Consider the following 22820-nt stretch of genomic DNA (forward strand, 5'->3'; position numbering starts at 1 on the left):
ACCTACGATTCGTCGCGCAGCGCGGCGCGGCCCTCGGCCGCCCCGACGAACCGCATCTTGCCGAGCGGCAGCCCCTGCCCGTGCCCCTGCCCCTGCTCGGGCTCCGGCGAGGGGGCGGAGCCGGGCCGCCGCGAGGTCCCCCGGCCCCGCTCCCGCTCGTGATCGCTCGGCAGCACGTACGGGCGCCTGAGCACCTCGTCCAGGATGAACACGGTCTCGGTCGCCTTGACGGCCGGGATGTTGGCCAGGCGTTCGGTGACCATCGCGTGCACCTCGGCCACGTCGGCCATCCTGACCTGGATCATGGCGTCGTGCTGCCCGGTGGTGATGGCGCAGTACTCCACCTCCGGCATCTGCGCGAGCTGGGCGCGGAACTGCCGCCACATCTGCTGGCGCACGGTCACGAAGATCAGCGCGACGATGCCGAGGCCGGCCCGCTGATGGTCGATCTCCGCCGTGAACCGCCTGATCACGCCGTCGGCGCGCAGCGCCTCGAACCGCGTGTACGCGTTGGCCCGGGAGATCCCGACCCGCTCGGCGAGCGCGGACACCGAGACGCGCCCGTTCTCTCTGAGCACCTCGAGGATCTTCAGGTGGGTGGCATCCAGCTCCAGGCCGATGCCGATCCGTCCAGCGGCCCCGCCTCCGGACCCCGAGTTGCTTGACATTTCGGTCACTGGTTCTTCCTCCACGGGAGATTCGTCTCGGTTCGGCCTCATGAGCTGGACTTTCTGCAGCACAATCCTGGACGATCGGCGACCAAACGTCCATACGGCCACGAGTTGGCCTGTTTTCGGAGGACACATAATGACGACCCGTTCGTGGCAGGTGAGGGCCGGCCTGCTGCCGGTTGTGCTCACCGGCGCCCTCGCCCTCGCGGCCTGCTCCGGCGGCGGCTCGTCCAGCAGCACCCAGAGCGGCGCCGCGGGCAAGACGCTCGTGATCGACACCTCGTTCGACCTCAAGACGGCGGACCCCGGGCGGACCTACGAGCCGACCGGCCTGATCGTCGACAAGGCGACCTACGACACGCTTCTCACGTTCGAGGGCTCCGACGTCACCAAGCCGGTGCCGTCGCTCGCCGAGTCGTACGAGCTGTCGCCCGACGGCAAGGAGCTCACGCTCAAGCTGCGGCAGGGCGCCACGTTCGCCGACGGCTCCCCGGTGACGGCCGACGACGTCGTGTTCTCCCTCACGCGGGTCCGCGACATGAAGGGCACGCCGTCGTTCCTGCTGGACGGCGTGGAGGTCGCCAAGACCGACGACACGACCATCACGCTGACGTCGAAGACCCCCAACCCGGCGCTGCCGTACATCCTCCCGAACCCGGCCCTCGGCATCCTCAACTCGAAGGTCGCCAAGGAGAACGGCGCGACGAACGACCCGAACGACAAGGCCGAGCAGTACCTGAACTCCGCCTCGGCCGGCTCGGGGCCGTACACCATCGAGTCGTTCAACGTGAGCAGCCAGGTCGTGCTCAAGGCGAACGCCAAGTACTGGGGCGCGAAGAAGCCGTACTACGACAAGGTCGTCATCCGCAACGTCGAGTCGGCCACGCAGAAGCTCAACGTGCAGCGCGGCGACAGCCAGGTGGCGCTGAACCTGTCCGGCGACCAGGTTTCCGGCGTCTCCGGCGGCCTGCAGGTCAAGCGGACCGCCTCGGCGTACGTGTTCTTCCTGCTCGCCAACCAGGACCCGGGCGTCAGCAAGGTCACCTCCAACCCCAAGTTCGTCGAGGCGCTGCGCAAGGGCATCGACTACCAGGGCCTGCTGGAGCTGGCCGGCGAGGGCTCGACGCAGGCCTCGGGCATCATCCCGTCGATGTTCCTCGGCGCGCTCCCCGCCGACCAGGCGGCCGCCCGCGACGTCGAGGGCGCGAAGGCGGCGCTCGCGGCGAGCGGCGTGGCCGACCCCAAGGTCACGCTGGAGTACCCCAGCGAGCTGACCGTGAACGGCCTGTCCTTCCAGCCGCTGGCCGAGCGCATCCAGGCCAACCTCAAGGAGGTCGGCATCACGGTCGAGCTGGCCCCCGCGCCGGTCACCACCGCCCTGGACAACTACCGCAACGGCAAGGAGGAGCTGGGCCTGTGGTACTGGGGCCCGGACTTCCCCGACCCCAGCAACTACCTGTCGTTCGCCCCGGGCAAGCTGGTCGGCCTGCGGTCCGGCTGGAAGGCGGGCGCGGACAAGGACGTCCAGGCCGCGGCCGACAAGGCCGGCGCCGCGGTGACCGACGACGACCGCAAGCAGGCGTTCACCGACTTCCAGCAGAAGCTCAACGCGACCGGTCCGTTCATGCCGCTGATCCAGCCCGGGCAGAACATCGTGACGGCGGCCTCCGTCACCGGCGTGGAGTACCACCCCGTGTGGACGATCAATGTCGCCGACCTCGGCGCGAAGTAGCCGGCGTACGGGGAACCGGGCGGTGCGCAGCCCGCTCGCCCGGTTCCTGGTCCGGCGGATCGTCACGGCGCTGCTGCTGGCGGTGGGGATCACGCTGGTCACCTTCGTGCTGACCAACCTGGTGCCGGGCGACCCCGTGGCCGCCAACCTCGGCCAGCGGGCGCTCGGCGACCCGGCGATCGTGGCCCAGTGGCGGGCCGACCACGGCCTCGACCGGCCGCTGCCGCAGCAGTACCTCGCACACCTCGGCGGGCTGCTGCACGGCGACCTCGGGACGAGCCAGCAGAGTCACCGCCCGGTGCTGGACGACCTCGCCCAGTCCGTGCCGGCCACGCTGGAGCTGGCCGGGGCCGCGATCGTCGTCTCACTGATCCTCGGCGTCGGCTTCGGGGTGGTCGCGGCGCTGCGCCGGGACCGTTTCGCGGACCACGTGCTCCGGGTGCTGAGCCTGGTCGGCATCTCGGTGCCGACGTTCTGGCTCGCGCTGATGGCGTTCTACGTGTTCTTCTTCCGGCTCCAGATCACTCCGGGCAGCGGCCGCATCGACCCGGGGATGACCCCGCCGCCGCAGGTCACCGGCCTCTACACGGTCGACGCCCTGCTGTCGGGCCGATGGGACGTGTTCTCCTCGGCCGTCGGCCACCTGGCCGCCCCGGCGCTCGTGCTGGCCCTCTACACGATCGGCCTGCTGACGCGGTTCACCCGCTCGGCCGTGCTGGAGGTGCTCGGGCAGGACTACGTCCGCGCCGCCCGCGCCAAGGGCCTGCCCGGCCGCGTGGTGCTGTTCCGGTACGTCCTGCGCCCGGCGCTGGTGCCCGTCATCACGGTGGCCGGTCTGGCGTTCGGCAGCCTGCTGTCCGGCACCGTGCTGGTGGAGGCCGTCTTCGCCTGGCCGGGGGTCGGCCAGTACGCCTACAAGAGCGCCACCACCCTCGACCTGCCCGCCGTCATGGGCGTCGGTCTCGTGGTGGGCGTGGTCTACCTCGTCATCAACCTGGTCGTCGACGTGCTGTACGGCGTGGTCGATCCGAGAGTGAGGGTCTCGTGAAGCGCGCCGGCCTGTTCGCGCGCACCCGCGCGAGGCGGCTCCCCGAGGCGTGGCGGCGGCCGCTGGCGGTCGTCGGCGTCGTCGTCGCGCTGGCCTGGATCGTGGTCGCGCTGGCCGCGCCGGTGCTCGCGCCGCACGACCCCCTGGCCCAGGAGCTGCCCCGGCTCGCGCCGCCCGGCCCTGGCCACTGGCTCGGCACCGACCAGCTCGGCCGCGACATCCTCAGCCGGGTCATGTACGGCGCCCGGGTGTCCATCCCGCTCACGCTGCTGCTCGTGGTGCTGTCGGTGCTGATCGGCGGCCTGCTCGGCGCCTGCGCGGGCTACTTCGGCCGGTGGGTGGACGAGACGATCATGCGCCTGGCCGACCTCGTGTTCGCCTTCCCCACCGTCATCCTCGCGATGGTCGTGGCCGCCGCCCTCGGCGCGAGCCTCGGCAACGCGGTGCTCGCCGTGCTCGTCGTCGCCTGGCCGGCGTACGCGCGCGTCACCCGCGGCCTCGTGCTCGGCGTGCGGGAGCGGGAGTACGTGCTGAGCGGCCGGCTGCTGGGCTTCTCGGCCTGGCGCTCGCTGCGGGTGGACGTGCTGCCGAACGTCACCGGGCCGGTCCTGGTGCTCGCCACCCTCGACATCGGCACCGCGCTGCTGCTGCTGTCGGGCCTGTCGTTCCTCGGGCTCGGCGCCAAACCGCCGTCGCCCGAGTGGGGCGCGATGGTCGCCGCGGGGGTGGACGTCTTCGACAGCTGGTGGGTGGCGACGTTCCCCGGGCTGGCCATCCTGACGGTCGTCCTCGCGTTCAACTTCCTCGGCGACACGCTGCGCGACGCGCTCGACCCGCGTACCGCCCGGGCCATCAAGGAGCGTGCACTGTGAGCGCCGCGCTGACGATCGAAGGGCTGCGGGTGTCGATCGGCGGCCACGACGTCCTGCACGGCGTGGACCTGAGTCTGGAGGCGGGCCGCGTGCACGGTCTCGCCGGGGAGAGCGGCTCGGGCAAGACCATGACCGGTCTCGCCGTGCTCGGCCTGCTCCCCCACGGCTCCCGCAGCTCGGGACGGATCGAGTTCGGCGGGCGTGACCTGCTGGAGATGCCGCCCCGCGAGCTCAACGAGGTGCGCGGCGCGAAGATCGCCATGGTCTTCCAGGACCCGTCGACCAGCCTGCATCCCATGCTGACGGTCGGGCGGCAGCTCACCGAGCACATGCGCCACCACCTGCGCCTCGGCAGGAACGAGGCACGGGAGCGGGCCGCCGGCCTGCTCGCCAAGGTGCGCATCCCGGGCCCGGAGGAGGCGCTCAAGCGCTACCCGCACCAGTTCTCCGGCGGGATGCGGCAGCGGATCGCCATCGCGGTCGCGCTGGCCTGCGAGCCCGAGGTGCTGATCGCCGACGAGCCGACGACCGCGCTCGACGTGACCGTGCAGGCCGGGATCCTCCGCCTGCTGCGCGGCCTCTGCGACGACCTCGGCCTCGCCGTCCTCCTCGTCACCCACGACCTCGGCGTGATGTCGGCGGTCGCCGACGAGGTGAGCGTGATGAAGGACGGCCTGGTCGTGGAGACCGGCGCGCGCGGCCAGGTGCTGCGCGAGCCCCGCCACCCCTACACCCGCTCGCTGCTCGACGCCCTGCCCGTTCCGCCTGGGGAGAACTCGCCGTGACCATGCCTCTGACCGGTCCCCTTCTGTCCGTGGAGGACCTGGTCGTGGAGCACCGGACGCCGGGCCGTCCGGTCGTCCGGGCGGTGGCCGGGGCCAGCCTGCGCGTCGACGCCGGCGAGGTGGTCGGCCTCGTCGGCGAGTCCGGGTGCGGCAAGTCCACCCTGGCCCGGGCGGTGTGCGGACTGCACGGCACCGCCTCGGGACGGATCCTCGTCGGCGGGCACCCGGTGACGCCCCTCGGGCTGCGCCGCAGGGATCCGGCGCTCAGCGGCGTGCAGATGGTGTTCCAGGACCCGTACTCCTCGCTGAACCCGCGCCGGCGCGTGGGCACGCAGATCGCCGACGGCCTGCGCACCGCCGGCGACACCGCGACCAGCCCCGCCGACCTGCTGGAACGGGTGGGGCTGCCGCGCGCCTTCGCCGGCCGTTACCCGCACGAGTTCTCCGGCGGGCAGCGGCAGCGCGTCGCCATCGCGCGGGCGCTCGCCGCCCGGCCGTCGCTGCTGATCGGGGACGAGCCGATCTCCGCCCTGGACGCCTCCGCCCAGGCGCAGGTGGCCCGGCTCATGCGCGACCTCGCCGTGGAGTCCGGCGCGGGCCTGCTGTTCATCAGCCACGACCTGTCCGTCGTACGGCTGATCGCCGACCGGATCGCGGTCATGTACCTCGGCAAGATCGTGGAGACCGGACCGACCGCGGAGGTGTGGGCCGACCCCCGGCACCCGTACACACGCGCGCTGCTCGCCGCGATCCCCTCCCCCGACGGCGCCGGAGTGCTGCCCGCCGAGCTGCCCGGGGACGTGCCCGACCCCGCCGATCCCCCGGCGGGCTGCCGGTTCCATCCCCGCTGCCCGTTCGCGATGGACGTGTGCCGGGAGCGGGAACCCGACTTCGGTCCGGTGGCCTGCTGGCTGCACCAGCCGGAGCCGTCCACCCTGTCATGATCGACCCGCTCGTGCTGGAGGACGTACGCGCCGGGATGGCCGGTGCGGGCATCGACGCCCTCGTGCTGCGGCCCTCCCCGGACTTCCGGTACCTGCGGGCGGACCCGCTGTCGGCGGCGGGCGGCGAGGAGGGCTACCTCGTGGTGGCGCTCGACGGGCCGCCCGCGCCGGCAGCCGATCCCGCGCGGGCCGCGGCTCTCGTGCCGCCGGCGGCCCGCCGCGTGGCCGTGGACCCCCAGATGCACGCCGCCGAGCTGTTCGCGCTGCGCCTCGGCGCGGAGCTCGTGCTGGCCTCGGTCGTGCTGGCGCCGCTGCGCCTGCGCAAGCGCGCGGCCGAGGTGGCCGCGCTGCGGCACGCCGCCGCCGCGGCCGACGCCGTGCTGCTCGCCGCCCGCGAGCTCACGTGGTTCGGCGCCACCGAACGGGCGATGGCCCGCAGGCTCCGGGCGATGCTCGCCGAGACGGGCTGCGAAGGGGCGCCCTCCGTGCTCGTCGCCGCGGGCGAGCACTCCGCCGACGCGCGCCACCGGCCGTGCGAACGGGTGATCAACCCGGGCGACGCGCTGCTCGTCTCGGTCGGCGGACGCTGGAACGGCTACTGCGCCGAGGTCGCCCGGGTCTTCGCGGTCGCGGAGCCGCCCGAGGACTTCGACGCCATGTACTCGGTCGTCCTCGCCGCCCAGGGAGCCGCCGTCGATCGCGTACGCCCCGGAGTGGCGTGCGCCGAGGCCGATGCGGCCGCCCGCGAGGTCGTCGACGGCAGCGGCTACGGCGACTACACCGCCGCACGGACGGGCCGGGGCATCGGGCTGAGCCCGGCCGAGGCGCCCTGGCTGGCGGCCGGGGAGACGTTCGCGGCCGGGATGGCCGTCTGCCTGGAACCCGCCGTCTACCTGCCCGACCTCTTCGGCGCCCGGGTGGCCGACGTGGTCGTGTGCGGCGAGGACGGGCCGGAGGTGCTCAGCACCGCCTCCCGCGCCCTGCACGTCCTCGACCGGTAGGCCACACGCGTCACCCGCCACGACCAGAAGAAGATTCTGGAAGTCGGCGTGCTTCCGGGTGTCGAGAATGTGGTGCCGGCTCCGTCCCAGGGACACAGTGGCCATGACGGGCCGCGCGACGGAGAGGGAGAACCACCGTGAAGTACCTGCTGCTGAAGCACTACCGGGGCGCGCCGGCTTCGGTGAACGACGTGCCGATGGACCAGTGGACGCCGGAGGAGGTCGACGCGCACGTGCAGTACATGCGCGACTTCGCGGCCCGGCTGGAGGAGACGGGTGAGTTCGTCGGCGAACAGGCGCTGGCGCCCGAGGGCGCGTTCGTGCGGTACGACGGCGAGGGGCGCCCGCCGGTGACCGACGGTCCGTTCGCCGAGACCAAGGACCTCATCGCCGGCTGGATGATCATCGACGTGGAGTCGTGGGATCGCGCGGTCCAGCTGGCCGGGGAGTTGTCCGCCGCTCCCGGCGCCGGCGGCAAGCCGATCCACGAGTGGCTGGAGGTGCGGCCGTTCCTCACCCAGTCGCTCAGGGTGACCGAGTGAACGAGTCGCTGCTGCGGGAGCTCGTGCCCGCGGTGATCGGTGTCCTCGTCCGGCGCGGAGCGGACTTCGCGTCGGCCGAGGACGCCGTGCAGGAGGCCCTGATCCGGGCGCTGGAGACCTGGCCGGACGATCCGCCGCGCGACCCGAAGGCGTGGCTCGTCGCGGTCGCGTGGCGCAGGTTCCTCGACGCCGCGCGCGCCGAGGCGTCGCGGCGGGGGCGGGAACTCGCCGTGGAGGCCGAGCCTCCCGCCGGCCCGGCGCCCGCCGCCGACGACACGCTGCGGCTCTACTTCCTGTGCGCGCACCCCACCCTGCCGCAGAGCTCGGCCGTCGCCCTGACGCTGCGCGCGGTCGGCGGCCTGACCACGCGGCAGATCGCGGCGGCCCACCTCGTCCCCGAGGCGACCATGGCGCAGCGGATCAGCCGGGCCAAGCGGCGGATCGCGGGGCTGCCGCTCGACCAGCCCGGCGATCTCGGGACGGTGCTGCGCGTGCTCTACCTCGTCTTCAACGAGGGGTACGGCGGAGACGTCGACCTGGCGGCCGAGGCGATCCGCCTCACCCGCCAGCTCGCCGCCCTGACCGACGAGCCCGAGGTGGCGGGGCTGCTCGCGCTCATGCTGCTGCACCATGCGCGCCGCGCGTCTCGCACCGGCCCGGGAGGTCGCCTGGTGCCGCTCGCCGAGCAGGACCGGTCACGCTGGGACACCGGCCTGATCACCGAGGGGGTGGCGATCCTGCAGGCCGCGCTGGCCCGCGACCGGCTGGGCGAATACCAGGCGCAGGCCGCGATCGCCGCCCTGCACGCGGACGCCCGCAGCGCCGCCGAGACGGACTGGGTGCAGATCGTGGAGTGGTACGACGAACTGCTGCTCCTCACCGGCAGCCCGGTGGTGCGGCTCAACCGGGCGGTGGCGGTCGGGGAGGCCGACGGACCGCAGGCCGGTCTGGCGGCGCTGGCCGCCGTGGATCCCGGTGTGCCCCGTCACGTCGCGGTGCGGGCATACCTGCACGAGCGCGCCGGCGACCTCGAGCACGCCGCCGAGCTGTACGCCGAGGCCTCGCGTGCCGCCGCCAGCGTGCCGGAGCGCGACCACCTCACGCGGGAGGCCGCACGGGTGCGGCAACTGCTGCGTCCGTGAGCGCACGCCGGGACGGCGTCGAGGAGCTCCGGCCCTACACGGGCGGCGCGGGGTCGTACTGCATGCGCCGGCGCACCTCCCGGGCCCGCTCGACTCCCGCGAGCCGTGCCACCAGGTGGAGCGCCATGTCGATGCCCGCCGACACTCCGGACGAGGTGACGACGTCGCCGTCGTCGACGAAGCGCTCGTCGCGGCGGACGTCGATGCTCGGATCCAGCTCGGCGAGCAGGTCGAGGGCGCCCCAGTGTGTGGTCGCCGGGCGGCCCGCCAGCAGGCCGGCCGCGGCGAAGACGAGCGACCCGGTGCAGACGCTGGTCATCAGGGGCACGCGTTCGCGCTGGTTCCGCACCCATTCGAGGTGTTCCGGGTCCCCCAGCTGGGGGCGGGTCCCGGCACCGCCCGGATGCACGAGGACGTCGAGATGGCCGACGTCGGCGGCCGACCGGTCGGCGTACAGGGTCAGCCCCTTGGACGCCCGTACGGCTCCCGCCCGCGGCGCGAACGCGACGACCTCCGCCTCCTCCGGGCACAGTTTCGCCCACATGCCGAAGACTTCCCAGGGACCGACCGCGTCCAGTTCCTCCACCTGGTCGAACAGCAGGATTCCTACGCGTGTCATGCCCGCCATCCTTGCTCAGGAGGCGCCGAGCACGAAAGCAGCGGCAAAAGTGGGCAAATAGTCGCTATCAGCACCAGCAACCACACGAGGCTCGATAGAGGATAGAAAGGTCATTTTCTAAAGCTCCGCGGGTCATGCCGAGATCCGCGATCGGGGGACACGGAATCGGGGAGGATCCATGACCACGACCGGGACGACGCCGGGAACGACCACGGCGGGCACCACGACCGGCACCGCGGCAGGCACGGCCGCGACGGGAACGACGACCACCCGGGGCCGCGCGGGCCGCGCCCGGACCACGACCACACCGCCCACGCCCACTCCGGCTCCGCCAACCGGCCCCGGCCCGGAGATGAAGGAGGGCCACCGGCCCCAGCTGGACCTGAACCTGCCGTTCCTGCGGATCCAGCTGCGGGCACCCGAGATGCACATGCCGCACGTGGGCATGCCGCACATCAGCGGCCGCGACGTCGGGCACGCCGTGGACATGGCCCGGACGTTCCTTCCGCCGCCGGAGCGCATCATGTACTACGGCGGTCTCGGCGCGCTGGCCGCGCTCGGCATCCTGGAATGGCCCGTGGCGGCGGCGATCGGCGCGGGAACTCTGATCGCGCAGCGCGCCAGGGGCCGCGAGCAGCGCTGGTCCCCGCTCAGCGGTCCGCAGAAAGGGACGCCCGCCGCCGGAACCCCGGGTATGCCGGAGCCGGCGGCGCAGACGGCAGCCACGAGGAGAACCGCCACGGCCGGAGGCGCGGCGAAGACCCCTGCCACAGGCACCACCCGGCGTACCAGGGCCGGCGCCAAGTAACAGGGGAAGCACGAGGGGTAGACGGGAGGCGCCTCGCGCGGGTCCGCGGGCGGCGGCACCGCGCGACCGGCGCGCCGCAGGCCCACCGGCCTCGCCGTCGGCGAGCGGGCCGGCCTCGTCCCGTCACCCCGTCGCGGGACCAGGGGGCCCGCGGTCACATCGGAGAAGTGGAGGTGCCGGCACCGGGTAGCGGAAGGCGTCGCAGCAGGGGCTTCTGGATCTTGCCCGAGCCCGTCTTCGGCAGGTCGTCCGTGATGTCGAAATACGTTGGGATCTTGTACGCGGCCAGACGAGATCGGAGGAAGTCGCGCAGCTCGCCGGCGGTGACACTCGCGCCGGGACGGAGGACCACGAACGCGCGGCCGGCCTCGCCCCATTTGGCGTCGGGCACGCCGAGCACGGCGACCTCGGCGATGGCCGGATGCTCGAAGATCGCCGCCTCGACCTCGGCCGGGTAGACGTTCTCCCCGCCCGAGATGTACATGTCCTTGACCCGGTCGACGACGTACAGGTGACCCTCCTCGTCCAGGACGCCGATGTCTCCGGAGCGGAACCAGCCGCCTTCGGAGAAGGCGGCGGCGGTCGCCTCCGGGTCGCGCCAGTAGCCGGGCGTCACGTTCGGCCCCTGGATCAGCACCTCACCCGGCTGTCCCGGCGCCGTGTCCGTGCCGTCGGGCTGGACGACCCGCACGTTGGCGAAGAACACCGGAACCCCTGCCGAGCCCACCTTGCGCACGCTCTGACTGGCCTCGAGGAAGGTGGCGCCGGGAGCGGTCTCGGTGAGCCCGTATCCCTGGCAGAACACCAGGCCCCGTTCCTGGTACGTACGGATCAGGGCGGCCGGGATCGCCGCACCCCCGGCCATGAGGTGGCGCAGCGACGACAGGTCCGCACCGGCCCACCTGGGCGACCGGGCGAACGCGGCGAACATCGTGGTGACCCCGAACATCCAGGTGACCCCGTGCTTCTCTATGAGGTCGTAACACTCGTCGACCCCCCACGACGGCATGATCACCGAGCTGCCGCCCTTGAGGAAGGTCGGCAGCAAGGTCTGGTTCAGCGCGGCGACGTGGAAGAGCGGGGCGCTGATCAGTGTCGTCTCGTCGCTGGTGACATCGACGCCGAGCAGGAGGTTGTAGCAGTTCCACACGAGGTTGCCGTGCGTGAGCATCGCGCCTTTGGGCCGCCCGGTCGTACCCGAGGTGTAGAGGATGAGCGCGGTGTCGTCCATCCGCACGGGTATGTCGATCGGGGTGGGATCGCCCTCCGCGAGCCAGCTCTCGTAGTGCCGCTCCCCCGGCCCCGGAGCATCGAGGGCCACGACCTCCCGGAGGGCGGCCGCGGTGTCCGGCAGGGCGCGGACCACCTCGGCGCACTCGGGCGCGTAGATCAGGACCTCGGCGCCCGAGTGGTCCAGCATGTAACCGATCTCGGGCGCGGCCAGACGGAAGTTCAGCGGCACGAAGATCGCCCCGAGCAGGTGCGAGGCGAACATCGTCTCGACGAAGGCGAGGTGATTGCGGCCGAGGTAGGCGACCCGATCGCCGGCCCGCACCCCCGCCGCGCGCAGGCGCGACGCCAGCCGTGTCGTCCGCTCGTGGACCTCGGCGTAGGTGACGGACCGGTCCCCGACGACGAACGCGGGCCGGTCCGGTGTCATCCGGGCCCGGCGGGCGGGCCACCCTCCCAGTCCGGCGTTGCGCATTGGTGTTCGACCTCCTGACAGCTGGGGGAATCAGGGAAGGTGCCCGGATCGAGCAGGCACGGCGGCGCGGGTCCGGTCCGTGGTCCGCGGGAAGCGGGAAGCGGGAAGCGGGAAGCGGGAAGCGGGAAGCGGGAAGCGGGAAGCGCGGTCAGGCGTAGTGCCGGTAGATCGCGCGGGAGACGCAGGCGGGCTTGGTCGCGCCGTCGATCTCGACGGTGAAGTCGAGCAGCATCTGGACGCCGTCGCCGGGGACGTCCTCGACGGAGACGACGACGGCGCCGAGCCGGATCCTGGCGCCGACCCTGACCGGGCTGGGGAAGCGGACCTTCTCCAGCCCGTAGTTGATGCTCATCGTCACCCCCCCGATCTCCAGCAGCTCATTGAACATCGGGATGACCAGGGACAGGGTCAGGTACCCGTGGGCGATCGTGCCGCCGAACGGGCCACCCTCGGCCCTGACCGGGTCGACATGGATCCACTGATGGTCGCCGGTGGCGTCGGCGAAGGTGTTCACCCGCTCCTGGGCGATCTCCAGCCAGCCGCTGTGCCCAAGGTCCTTACCGGCCAGCGCCCTGATCTCGTCGAGCCCGTACGCCGTGGTGGTCATGCGTCCGTCGTCCTCTCCTGCGCGCCGAGCCCGAGCAGGCGCACGGCGTTGTCCTTCAGGATCCTGGGGCGGACCTCGGGCTTGATCTCGAGCTTGTCGAAGTCGGCGAGCCAGCGGTCCGGGGTGATCACCGGGTAGTCGGAGCCGAAGAGCACCTTGTCCTTCAGCAGCGTGTTGGCGTACCGCACGAGCTGCGGCGGGAAGTACTTCGGAGACCAGCCCGACAGGTCGATGTAGACGTACGGCTTGTGCGTGGCCACCGCCAGCGCCTCGTCCTGCCACGGGAACGACGGATGGGCCAGGATGATCCGCAGCTCGGGGAAGTCCACGGCCACGTCGTCCACCAGCATGGGATTGCCGTACTTGAGCCGGATGCCGCCTCCGCCGGGGACGCCCGCGCCGATGCCGGTCTGGCCGGTGTGGAACAACGCCGGGACGCCCAGTTCCTCGATCGCCTCGTACAGCGGGTACGCCACGGGGTCGTTGGGGGCGATGCCCTGGATGCTCGGGTGGAACTTGAAGCCGCGCACGCCGTACTCCTCGACCAGCCGCCGCGCCTCGCGCACGCCCGCCCGGCCCTTCCACGGGTCGACGCTGGCGAACGGGATCAGCACGTCGGCGTGCTCGGCGCAGCTCTCCGCCACCTCCTCGTTGGAGATGCGCGGGTGCCCGGTGGCGTGCTCGGCGTCCACGGTGAACACCACCGCGGCCATCGTCCGCTCCCGGTAGTAGGCGGCCATCTCCGCGATGGTCGGCTGCCGGTGCCCGTGGGCCTTGAAGTAGTCCTCCGACGCCCCGAACAGCTCCGGGCTGAGCGATCCGTGCCCGTCCTTGGAGATCTCCGCGTGCGTGTGCACGTCGATCGCGACCAGGTCGGCGACGTTCATGGCCGCCATGTCAGGCCCCCTCGGCGTCGGAGGCGGGCACCTTGGGCGCGGGAATGCCGTACGTCTCCGGCTCGGCGCCGACTCCCGACCGCCAGGAGGCGGCGATGGTCTCGGCCGTCCAGCCGCCGTCGGCGAACGCGACGGCCTTCTCGGCCGGGTGCGACCAGAGCGCGAGCCGGTCGCCGCCGATCCCGATCGCCTGGCCGGTCACCCCCGCGGAGGCGTCGGAGGCGAGGAACACGACGAGCCCCGCCACGTCCTCGACCGTGCCCAGCCCCTCGTCCCTGCGCAGCCACTCGGGGAACGGTCGCCCGGTCCGCTCGGACTCCTCGATGATCGGCGCGAACACGGGAATGGTCTTGGTCATCTCCGTGGCCGCCACCGGGACGACCGCGTTCACCGTGATGTTCGCCCTGGCCAGTTCCAGCGCCCAGGTCCTGGCCATCGCCACGATGCCGGCCTTGGCCGCCGCGTAGTTGGTCTGCCCGAAGTTCCCGCGCTGGCCCGCCGGGGAGGAGATCAGGATCAGCCGGCCCCCGCTCCCCTGCTCGCGCATGCGGACCGCCGCCGCCCGGGCACAGGTGAACGTGCCGCGCAGGTGCACGTCGATGACCGCGTCGAAGTCGTCGTCCGACATCTTCCACAGCACCCGGTCGCGCAGGATGCCCGCGTTGGTGACCATCACATCCAGCCGGCCGAACTCCTTGACCGCGGTGTCGACCAGCCGGCCGGCCGCCTCGGCGGAGCCGACCGGGGCGACGACACCCCGTGCGGCGCCACCCTCGGCGGTGATGGCGTCGACGACCTGCGCCGCCGCTTCGGCGTCCACGTCGTTGACGACCACCGCCGCCCCGGCCGCGGCAAGCGCCTCGGCGTACGCGCGGCCGAGCCCGCGGCCCGCACCTGTGACTACAGCGACCTTGCCGGAAAGATCCATGGGATTCCCCCTGAGTTGTGCGGCGAATGGCGCGAATATATGTCGATTTTGTGACGGCGGTCAAAGATCTGCCCAACATTTGGGCGAGCTCGGCCCGCATGGCGGAGCGGAGCCGGGGGACGATCGGGGTCAGGCCAGGACGACGTTCTCCAGCCACTGAGCGATGCGCTTGACCACCTCGTCGTCGAAGGTACGGGCGTCGACGTTGTCGGCGTGGATCTCGATCACCGGGAACCCGGCCGCCTCCAGCGCCCTGGCGGTGAAGTAGCTGCCGCGGGGATCGTCGGAGACCAGGTGGACCACGCCGTCGATGCCGTGCAGGCGGGCCTCCTTCACGTACCACTCGCCGGACCACGGCGGGGTGTAGAGCTGGTCGCCGAAGGCGGCGAAGCGCGCCGCCAGCGCCCTCATGGGGTCGTCGCCGTAGCGGATGTACCCGTCGGCGGCGATGGCCAGGTACATCGACCAGACGAACACCGCGCCGTACTCCTCCTGGAAGCGCTGGTAGAAGCCCATGTCGTACCAGAGGCCCCGGCCGATCCACATCAGCCGGGCCCGCTCGTCCGGGCACGCAGCCCGGCCCGCGTCGACCCGGTCGCGCACCTCCTCGTAGAAGCGCCTGGCGATGTCCCTGGCCCACTCGGTGCCGCGGTGCCACTGCGGGAGCATGACGCTGGGGATGCTGTCGACGACGCCGAGCGGGGCGGGCCGGGTGCGGGCGATGAGGTCGCGGGTCTTCCTGTTCCACTCCTCCTGCTCGTTGACCAGAGCCATCACGGCACGGAAGCGGGACTCGCTGAACCGCCTGCCGGTGGTGGTCTCCAGGAACCTGACGAGGTTGTCCAGCTCCGCGGTGAGCAGGTCCAGCCTGGCCGGACCGACGGCCTGCTCCCAGCGGTGCGGCATCAGCTCCCACCAGTTGGCGGGGACCTCGTTCTCGGCGGCGCTCTCCAGCGGATAGAAGGTGACCCCGGGCTCGTGACCCCAGATGTCGAAGACCTTGCGGGTGATGTCACCGGTGGCGTCCCCGACGACGATGTCCGGTTTCGGCAGGCCGCCCCACGGGCCGGCCTCCGGTTCCGGGTCGAAGGCGGAGCCGAGGGTGACCGAGTTGTACTGCTCGGAGTAGTCGGGGTAGCCGCGTCGCCGCACCAGCTCCAGGTAGTGCCCCGAACGCTGCTTGGCGGCCACCAGGGACGCCCACCATTGGCTGACCGCGTACGGGATGTCCATCGTGCGGAAGATCTCGTGCGGGACGTCCGCGTTCAGCAGGGCGAACGGCTCGCCGGCGGCGACCCGGCGCCGCAGGTCGGCGAACCACTCACGCTGGTGCCTGCCCGCCTCGGCCGCCGTGGCGAGGGTTTTCACACTGCGCATGGGTGTTCCTTCCGCAGCGCGGTCAGGTCGGCACGCCCGTACTCCTGGCGTTCCAGCAGCACGGCGGGGATGTCGAGCGCCGCGCGCTGCGCCGGGTAGTCCCAGGCCGGGGCCTCGTCGCCGATCCTGGAATAGGCGACGAAGAGCTCGGCCCGGCAGTGCCGTACGGCCCGCGCCGCGTGCGCGGCGCGCTCGCTCACCGTGGCCCGGTGGGCGGTCGGACCGCTGCGGTGGTAGTGCTCGGCCAGCGCGTCCAGGCCGCCCGCGCCGACCGGCTCCCTGAGGAAGAGGTCGCCGAAGGAGTGGTCCTCGCCGACGATCACGTAGCCCTCGGACTCGACGGCCTCGTACACATGTGGTGTGTCGTGGTCGCTGCCGCTCAGGAAGACGCGCCGCCCGGCGTGTTCCCCGAGCTGTCCCGCCTCGGCGAGCAGCCGTTCCAGCAGCGCGATGTGCTCGTCCACGGGCAGGGCCGCGTTGGCCACCGCGAGGAACTGCCGTCCCGTCAGGCGGGCGGGCACGGCCCTGCGCAGCTCGGCGACGGCGGCCAGCAGCCGGCGCCGCTCGTCGTGCGCCGCCACCGCTCCGGCCACGTCGAGGGGCCGGCCGGTCCAGGCCTCCAGCCTGGCCGCGAACTCACCGATCCTGCGACGGTTGTAACGCGCGGTCGTGCGGTGCGGCAGGTGCAGGATGTCGACGAGGTACACCTCGGGCAGTCCCGTGCCCGGCTCCACGCGGCGCAGCTCGCGCAGCGCGTAGAACAGCCGCAGGGACGCCTCGCAGTCGTGCGAGACCACGATGCGGTCCAGGTCGCCGAAGGACCCGGCGAGCACCCGGGTGAGCACCGAGCGGGCCGCCGGGTCCACCCCGCGGCCCAGGTACCGGTCGCCGGGCGCGGAGCCGGAGTCCGGGTCACCGGTGAGGCGGACCGCGCGGATCCCCGCGGCGGTCAGCAGTTCGACCGGCACGTCCGCCCCGACATAGCCGACGACCGGCGTCCGGTCGCCCGTCGGGCCCGTCGGGGCGGCCGGAGGTGCGCCGCGCCGGGTGTACGCCTCCTCCAGCGCGGCCAGCGCCGTGGGCATGTCAGATCACCCCCTCCTCGGCCAGGGCCTTGAGTTCGTCGTCGGAGTAGCCGAGCAGGCCGCCGTAGATCTCGGCGTTGTGCTCGCCGAGGCCGGGCGCCGGGCGGTCGAGGCCCGCCTCCGAGGCGGAGAAGCGGATCGGCACCCCGGTCCCGTACAGGTCCCCCTGGCGGCCGTGACTCGGATGCTCCAGCGGCACGACCTCCTCGCGATCCAGCACGAGCGGGTCGCGTACGGCGTCGCCGGGCTCACGCACCTCGGCGGCGGGGACGCCGTGCCGGGCGAACAGGTCGAGGACCACGGCGAGCGGGCGGTCCCCCGCCCACGAGGCCACCAGCTCGTGCAGCTCGCCGGCGTTGGCCACGCGCGCGTCCCGCGTGGCGTACCGCGGGTCCGCGGCCAGATCGTCGCGCCCCATCGCCGCGAACAGGCCGCGGGCGAAGGCGTCGGTGGGGCCGCACAGCGCGAACCAGCCGTCCGCGGCGGGGAACGTGCCGAACGGCGCCAGCCTGGGCACGGTCGTCCCCGTGCGCATGGGCAGACCCAGCTTCTCGTAGGCGTCGAACGGCTCGCACGCGACCAGCGAGGTCAGCGCCCCCAGCATGGACACGTCCACGTGCTGGCCCTGACCGGTCACCTCGGCCCGCAGGACCGCGGCGAGCGTGCCGATCACCGCGTACAGCGGCGCGACCAGGTCGCCCACCGGCAGCCCGAAGCGGACGGGCGGCTCGCCGGGCGCGCCCGCGGTCATCATCACGCCGCTGAGCGCCTGGACGATGGTGTCCATCGCCTTGCCCGAGCCGGGACCGCCCTGCGCGCCGAAGCCGCTGATCGACGTGCACACGATGCGCGGGTTGATCGCGCTCGCCCAGTCGTGGCCGATGCCGAGCCGAGCCGTGACGCCGGCGCTGTAATTGTCGATCATGATGTCCGACACCCGGACCAGACCGGCCAGGATGTCGCGGGCCTTGGGGTGCTTGAGGTTGAGCGTGACACTCTGCTTGTTGCGGCCCCGCAGGAGCATCGACACGGACATGTCGTCGTCCCCGTGGCGGGCGAGCGTCAGCCCGTCCGCACCGACATAGGGGGCGTTGTTGCGGGAGGAGTCGCCGCCGGTCAGCGGGTTCTCCACCTTGATCACGCGGGCGCCGAGCCCGGCCAGCAGCAGGGTCGCGTACGGTCCGGACAGCGCGGTGGTCAGATCGATCACCGTGCGACCGGCGAGCGGACGGTCAGCCACGCAGCACCACCTCGTCTCCCTCCCAGTGGAACTCCGTCTTCAGGCCCGCCTGCCGGGTGATCTGCTCGATGTACGACACGACCCGCCGTCCTTCCTCGTCGTCGCCGAGCGGCACCGGGCGGCCCGCGCCGTCGATCCGGCACGGCACGATTGCGGCCGAGACCAGGCCGGCCGAGCCCAGGCCGTCCCGGTCGAACCGGCAGACCGCGATCGCGGTGTTCCGGCTCTCGGGGTGGAAGGGGTAGTACGGCATGTCCGGGTCGGGCGCGAAGCCGTACAGCTCGACTCTGCGGCGCGCCCACTCGGCCCGTTCGCCCGCGTCGCCCGTGGCGGGCGTCAGCGCGTGGGTGACGGTCACGAAGTTGCCCAGGCCGTGATAGATCGGCCTGCCGCGGTACATCTCGATGCCACGCATGATGTGGGCGTGGTGGGCGAACACCGCGTGCGCCCCGGCGTCGATCGCGGCCTGCGCCACGGGCCGCTCGTACATCGCCAGCACGGCGGGCGTGTGCCCGACGCCCTTGTGCAGCGACACCAGCACGACGTCGGCCTCGGCAGCCAGGGCCGCCACGTCCTCGGCCATCCGCTCCAGGGAGGCGGGGTCGGCGAAGGTGTAGACGGCGGGCGGCCCGCCGGGGCTGGCGTGGTCGAGTTCGTAGTGGGTCAGCACCTTGACGTACGCGCAGCCGGGCTTGCGGCTGGTCGCCCAGGACTCGCGGGGGCCGACGCAGTTGTAGCTGAGCACGCCGATCCGTAGCCCGTCGCGCTCCATGACGGCGGGACGGCGGGCCTCGTCGAGATTCATGCCTGCGCCCGCGGTGGCCAGTCCGGCCTCGGTCGCGTACGCGATCGTGTCGGCCACTCCCTGGTCGCCTGCGTCGTAGACGTGGTTGCCCGCGAGCGTCACCACGTGGAAGCCGGCGCCGGCGACCGCGGACAGCGCGGCGGGATCGGCGGGCGGGGCGGGGACGTCGGTGCTGACCTGGGCGGTGGACGTGCTGTGGGGCACCTCGATGTGGCCGATCACCACATCGCCCCGGCCCAGCGTCTCCCGGGCCGGGGCGAAGAAGGACGCGGGATCGGGCTCGTCGACGACGAGGTCGCCGACGGCCATTACCGTGAAGCTCAAGAGGTGGACTCCTCCTCCAGCTCGCGTTCGTCGGGGGTGTGCGCCGCGCGACCGGAGAAGCGCGACAGGAAGGCTCGCAGGCGGGGCGAGGCGGGGTTGTCGAAGATCTCCTCGGGAGTGCCGGTCTCGATGATCTGGCCGTTCTCCATGAAGACGCACCGATCGGCCACCTCGCGGGCGAAGCTCATCTCGTGCGTCACGATGATCATGGTCATGCCGCCGCGGGCCAGGTCGAGCACGGCGCTCAGAACCTCGTCCACCAACTCGGGGTCCAGCGCGCTGGTGGGCTCGTCGAACAGCATGATCCGCGGGTTGGTGGCCAGGGCCCTGGCGATGGCGACGCGCTGCTGCTGGCCTCCGGAGAGCATCCGGGGATGGGCGTCAGCCTTGCCGGCGAGCCCCACCCGCTCCAGCAGCCGCAGCGCCTCCCGCCGCGCCTCCTCCGGCCTCCGGCCGTGGATCACCACCTGCGCCTCGATGACGTTGCGCAGCACAGTCCAGTGCGCGAACAGGTTGAACTGCTGGAAGACCATGCCCATGCGGCTGCGCTGCGCGGCGACGCGCCGGTCCGGCAACGGGCGCAGGTGGCCTCTGTGCATCTCGTAGCCGAGCAGCTCCCCGTCGAGGTACATGGCCCCGCCGTCGATGCCCTCCAGCTGGTGGACACAACGGGCCAGGGTGGACTTGCCCGAACCGGACGGGCCGATCACGGTGACGACCTCGCCCTCATGCACGTCCAGGCTCACCCCGTCGAGCGCCACGTGGTCGCCGAACCGCTTGCGCACGTCGCGGACGCGCAGGACCGGCGTGTCGCTCACCGCTGCCCCTTTCCGAAGTGCCGCTCCAGGCGCCGCTGGCCGAGCGACAGGCTGATGACCACCACCAGGTACCAGGCGCACGCGACGATCAGCAGCGGCACGACCTCGTAGGTCCTGTTGTAGATCACCTGCACCGAGTAGAGCAGGTCGGTCATCGCGATCACGCTGACCAGCGAGGTGCCCTTGAGCACGGTGATGAACTGGCTGCCGGTGGGCGGGACGATCACCCGCATCGCCTGCGGGAGCACGACCTTGACGAAGCTCTGCCTGGCGGTGAATCCCATCGCCCGGGCCGCGTCGCGCTGACCGCCGTCCACCGCAGTGATGCCGGCCCTGACGATCTCGGCCATGTACGCGGCCTCATGCAGGGTGAGCCCGATGACGGCCGCGGTCAGCGAGCTGATCACGGAGTTGGTCGGCCACGAGACGAAGGTCGGGCCGAACGGCACGCCCAACGAGATCCGCGGCAGCAGGTAGCTCAGGTTGAACCAGAAGATCAGCTGAACCAGGGGCGGGATGCTGCGGAAGACCGCGACGTAGACGGTGCACGCCCAGACCACCGGCCGGAAGCCGCTCATCCTGCCCACCTCGAGGAGCACCCCGAGAACGCTGCCCAGCACCATCGCGATGACGGTGAGCAGCAGCGACATGCCCAGGCCGCGCAGGATGTTCGGGTCGAACAGGTACCTGCCGACCACCGGCCATCCGAATTTCGGATTGGTGACGACGAACCAGGCGAACTGCGCGACGAGCACGAGCAGCACGACTCCGGCCACCCAGCGCAGGGGGCGGACGCGCGGACGGGCGGCGGCGACGTCCACGGCCTGTGGTGTCACGGCCTGTGGTGCCACGCTCATCCCGTCGCCGCGGTGTTCATCTTGGGCTCCTCCACCGCCACCTTCTGGAGCCCGTACTTGTCCATGATCTTCGTGTACTCGCCGTTCTTGAAGATCTCCTTGAACGCGTCGAGCATGACCGGGCCGAGACCGCTGGACTTGGGCACGAGCATCGCCAGCTGGTCGACGCCGGCGCCCTGCTCCTCGGTCTGCGTCACGTACGTGAAGGCGTCCTTCTCCTTGGAGAGCACGTCGAGCGCGGCGCTCTCGGTCATGCCGGCCGCATCGGCCCGGCCGGACTTCGCGGCGAGGATGGTGCCGTTGGTGTCGGCGAAGCCGATGAAGTCGAGTCCCGGCTTGCCCTGCTTGGCGCACCACTCGGTCAGGCGCTTGGCCTGGTCCTCCACGATGCTGCCGGCGGTGCCGGCGACGCGCTTGCCGCACAGGTCACCCGAGCTCTCGACGGCCGAGGACCCTGACTTGGGGATCAGGTAGGAGGTCCGGGTGACCATCCACACGAGCGCGTCGAACTGCTTCTCACGCTCGGCGCTGTCCTTCACCGGACCGTTGAAGGCGTCGTACCGGGAGGCGAGCATGCCGGACAGCGCCGCGGGCAGGCCGCTGACGATCGAAATCTCGGTGCGGACCCCCAGCACCTTGCCGAGGGCGTCCTGCAACTCCTTGTCGATGCCCGTGACGGTCTTGCCGTCGTCGGCGACGATCCGATAGGGCGGGTGGGAATCCCCGGCGAATCGGATGACGCCCGTCTCCTTGATGCTGTCGGGCAGGGCGTCGTACAGAGCCGTCGCGCCGGCCGGCCGCTGCGTCTCGCCGGTGCCTCCGCCGCAGGCTGCGGCGGAGGCGAGGGCCAAGGCGGCCGCACCCGCGAGGATGGTCCTGGGCATTCTCATGGTGGTCCTTCCGCGACCGGCCAATGATGCACTTAATGTTGCGGTCGTGGAGATAAGTGTCACACCTAGGAATGCACACCTGTCAAGAGGCGGCTGTGCGAGGGAGACGCGCGGGGCGGCCGGACCGCCGCCCCGTCACCGGGGAGCGGTCAGCTGAACGCGAGGATGGAGCTGGTGCGATGGTGGGCGACCAGCACGGCCAGCTCGGGTTCGAACTCCGCGACGATCTGCTTGACGCGGAACTCGGCGAGCGGCCCGAGGGTGTCGTAGATCTCCACGAAGAGGTCTCTGGCCGCGGCACGCGGCCAGTCGGCGGGCAGCAGCTCCGCCGGCAGATCGGGGTCGTGGTTGGGGAACGTGCGCCAGGTGTCCATGATCCTCGTACGCGCCACCAGCGCCTCGGACGCGCCGACCGCGCCGCCGCGGACGCGTTCCAGAAGGGGCGAGTAGTCGGCCACGAACCGCTCGTAGGTGCGCCGAAGCTGATCGAAGTCCCATGCCTCCTGCGGCGCGCGCATGCCCGCGAGATCCAGGGCCTCGGCGCGGAAGATCGTCGACATGGGGATCTCCAGCTCGGTGAGCACCGCAGCCGCGCTGTCGGCGTCGGCCGTCGGCGAGACCCACAGCCCGTCGTAGAGCGGCGCGAAGCCGAGCCAGCGCAGCCTCGCGCGCAGCGCGTGCCGCAGGTCGCGCTGTTCCTCGGAGATGGAGAACGCCGCCATCACCCATCTCCCGTCCCACGCGCCCTGTTCCAGGCCGAAGGACATGATCCGCTGCCGCCCCTCCAGCAACACCGCGGCGGCCCGATCCGTCAGGCGGTAGTAGGTGCGCCGCCCGGCCTTGGAGGACTCCAGCAGATCCCGCTTGGTCAGGCGGCTGAGCGCGGCCCGGGCCGCCACGGCGGAGACCCCGAACTCCTCGGTCAGCCTCACCAGGGCCGCGGACGGCAGCTGCTCGGGCCGGCTGATCCAGTAGTCCCCGAGAAGCGTCGTAATCAGGTGCTGCGGGGGCGCGCCCACCTGGAAGCGCGGAAAATCGACATCCCCTGCCTCGGACCTCTCCCGATCATTCACACCATGAGTATATTGACAACGATTGATCGCGCGCTCGTTATCAGATTGTCA

General features: G+C 71.9%; 23 protein-coding genes. 9 read left to right on the top strand and 14 right to left on the bottom strand.

The features are described 5' to 3' along the window. Positions 1–2: 2 nt before the first annotated feature. A complete protein-coding gene (locus HHX30_RS25170; RefSeq protein WP_249350435.1) occupies positions 3–668 on the bottom strand; it encodes an Lrp/AsnC family transcriptional regulator in 666 nt (221 codons plus the stop codon). Between the two features lie 139 nt (positions 669–807). On the opposite strand from HHX30_RS25170, the gene HHX30_RS25175 reads away from it, so the two are divergent. The 8 genes from HHX30_RS25175 (at position 808) to HHX30_RS25210 (ending at position 8737) form a co-directional block, all read left to right on the top strand. Beyond that, positions 808–2403 carry an ABC transporter substrate-binding protein gene (locus tag HHX30_RS25175; RefSeq protein ID WP_169984448.1) on the top strand — a complete coding sequence of 532 codons (1596 nt, stop codon included), beginning with the start codon at positions 808–810 and terminating at the stop codon, positions 2401–2403. Between the two features lie 22 nt (positions 2404–2425). Further along, positions 2426–3451 carry an ABC transporter permease gene (locus HHX30_RS25180; RefSeq protein ID WP_311922858.1) on the top strand — a complete coding sequence of 342 codons (1026 nt, stop codon included), beginning with the start codon at positions 2426–2428 and terminating at the stop codon, positions 3449–3451. Then, the gene (locus tag HHX30_RS25185) at positions 3448–4323 is read left to right on the top strand and encodes an ABC transporter permease (RefSeq protein ID WP_310742049.1); all 876 of its coding nucleotides are present in this window, start codon (positions 3448–3450) and stop codon (positions 4321–4323) included. The genes HHX30_RS25180 and HHX30_RS25185 overlap by 4 nt, the downstream gene beginning before the upstream one ends. Then, positions 4320–5108, top strand: coding sequence for an ABC transporter ATP-binding protein (locus HHX30_RS25190; RefSeq protein WP_169984450.1), 789 nt, complete (start codon positions 4320–4322; stop codon positions 5106–5108). Before HHX30_RS25185 ends, HHX30_RS25190 begins: the two co-directional genes overlap by 4 nt. Positions 5109–5110: 2 nt before the next feature. Next, positions 5111–6052: an ABC transporter ATP-binding protein gene (locus HHX30_RS25195; protein WP_169984551.1), complete on the top strand. Its 942-nt coding sequence runs from the start codon at positions 5111–5113 to the stop codon at positions 6050–6052. Further along, positions 6049–7053: a Xaa-Pro peptidase family protein gene (locus HHX30_RS25200; protein WP_211592477.1), complete on the top strand. Its 1005-nt coding sequence runs from the start codon at positions 6049–6051 to the stop codon at positions 7051–7053. Before HHX30_RS25195 ends, HHX30_RS25200 begins: the two co-directional genes overlap by 4 nt. Positions 7054–7190: 137 nt before the next feature. Further along, positions 7191–7595, top strand: coding sequence for a YciI family protein (locus HHX30_RS25205; protein WP_310742048.1), 405 nt, complete (start codon positions 7191–7193; stop codon positions 7593–7595). Further along, positions 7592–8737: an RNA polymerase sigma factor gene (locus tag HHX30_RS25210; protein WP_169984451.1), complete on the top strand. Its 1146-nt coding sequence runs from the start codon at positions 7592–7594 to the stop codon at positions 8735–8737. The genes HHX30_RS25205 and HHX30_RS25210 overlap by 4 nt, the downstream gene beginning before the upstream one ends. Positions 8738–8771: 34 nt before the next feature. Here the strand turns inward: HHX30_RS25210 and HHX30_RS25215 are convergent, their stop codons facing one another. Then, the gene (locus HHX30_RS25215) at positions 8772–9356 is read right to left on the bottom strand and encodes a DJ-1/PfpI family protein (RefSeq protein WP_169984452.1); all 585 of its coding nucleotides are present in this window, start codon (positions 9354–9356) and stop codon (positions 8772–8774) included. Positions 9357–9534: 178 nt separating this feature from the next. Between HHX30_RS25215 and HHX30_RS25220 the strand changes: the two genes are divergently transcribed. Next, entirely contained in the window at positions 9535–10164 is a 630-nt protein-coding gene (locus HHX30_RS25220) for a hypothetical protein (protein ID WP_169984344.1), read from the top strand. Positions 10165–10318: 154 nt separating this feature from the next. Here HHX30_RS25220 and HHX30_RS25225 read toward each other — a convergent pair whose 3' ends face one another. The 12 genes from HHX30_RS25225 to HHX30_RS25280 all read right to left on the bottom strand — a co-directional run bounded on the left by HHX30_RS25225 (position 10319) and on the right by HHX30_RS25280 (position 22769). After that, a complete protein-coding gene (locus HHX30_RS25225; RefSeq protein WP_169984453.1) occupies positions 10319–11869 on the bottom strand; it encodes a long-chain fatty acid--CoA ligase in 1551 nt (516 codons plus the stop codon). Positions 11870–12017: 148 nt separating this feature from the next. Then, on the bottom strand, positions 12018–12476 hold the full coding sequence (locus HHX30_RS25230) for a MaoC family dehydratase (RefSeq protein WP_169984454.1): 459 nt from the start codon (positions 12474–12476) through the stop codon (positions 12018–12020). Then, on the bottom strand, positions 12473–13363 hold the full coding sequence (locus HHX30_RS25235; RefSeq protein WP_169984554.1) for an amidohydrolase family protein: 891 nt from the start codon (positions 13361–13363) through the stop codon (positions 12473–12475). Before HHX30_RS25235 ends, HHX30_RS25230 begins: the two co-directional genes overlap by 4 nt. A gap of 10 nt (positions 13364–13373) precedes the next feature. After that, positions 13374–14300 (bottom strand): SDR family NAD(P)-dependent oxidoreductase, encoded by a 927-nt coding sequence (locus HHX30_RS25240; protein ID WP_169984455.1) that lies wholly within the window; start codon positions 14298–14300, stop codon positions 13374–13376. 129 nt (positions 14301–14429) lie between these two features. Further along, entirely contained in the window at positions 14430–15677 is a 1248-nt protein-coding gene (locus HHX30_RS25245) for a 2-hydroxyacyl-CoA dehydratase family protein (protein WP_169984456.1), read from the bottom strand. Then, a complete protein-coding gene (locus HHX30_RS25250; protein WP_169984457.1) occupies positions 15665–16762 on the bottom strand; it encodes a 2-hydroxyacyl-CoA dehydratase family protein in 1098 nt (365 codons plus the stop codon). The genes HHX30_RS25245 and HHX30_RS25250 overlap by 13 nt, the downstream gene beginning before the upstream one ends. Position 16763: 1 nt before the next feature. After that, positions 16764–18002 (bottom strand): CaiB/BaiF CoA-transferase family protein, encoded by a 1239-nt coding sequence (locus tag HHX30_RS25255; RefSeq protein WP_169984458.1) that lies wholly within the window; start codon positions 18000–18002, stop codon positions 16764–16766. Beyond that, positions 17995–19131: a CapA family protein gene (locus tag HHX30_RS25260; RefSeq protein ID WP_249350416.1), complete on the bottom strand. Its 1137-nt coding sequence runs from the start codon at positions 19129–19131 to the stop codon at positions 17995–17997. The genes HHX30_RS25255 and HHX30_RS25260 overlap by 8 nt, the downstream gene beginning before the upstream one ends. Then, positions 19128–19949, bottom strand: coding sequence for an amino acid ABC transporter ATP-binding protein (locus HHX30_RS25265; protein WP_169984459.1), 822 nt, complete (start codon positions 19947–19949; stop codon positions 19128–19130). Before HHX30_RS25265 ends, HHX30_RS25260 begins: the two co-directional genes overlap by 4 nt. Then, the gene (locus HHX30_RS25270; RefSeq protein WP_169984460.1) at positions 19946–20806 is read right to left on the bottom strand and encodes an amino acid ABC transporter permease; all 861 of its coding nucleotides are present in this window, start codon (positions 20804–20806) and stop codon (positions 19946–19948) included. Before HHX30_RS25270 ends, HHX30_RS25265 begins: the two co-directional genes overlap by 4 nt. Beyond that, on the bottom strand, positions 20803–21696 hold the full coding sequence (locus tag HHX30_RS25275; RefSeq protein WP_249350417.1) for a transporter substrate-binding domain-containing protein: 894 nt from the start codon (positions 21694–21696) through the stop codon (positions 20803–20805). The genes HHX30_RS25270 and HHX30_RS25275 overlap by 4 nt, the downstream gene beginning before the upstream one ends. A gap of 149 nt (positions 21697–21845) precedes the next feature. Beyond that, positions 21846–22769 carry a PaaX family transcriptional regulator C-terminal domain-containing protein gene (locus HHX30_RS25280; RefSeq protein WP_310742047.1) on the bottom strand — a complete coding sequence of 308 codons (924 nt, stop codon included), beginning with the start codon at positions 22767–22769 and terminating at the stop codon, positions 21846–21848. Between the last annotated feature and the right edge of the window lie 51 nt (positions 22770–22820).

This window comes from Microbispora sp. H10836 (assembly GCF_012999525.1).
GTDB lineage: Bacteria > Actinomycetota > Actinomycetes > Streptosporangiales > Streptosporangiaceae > Microbispora.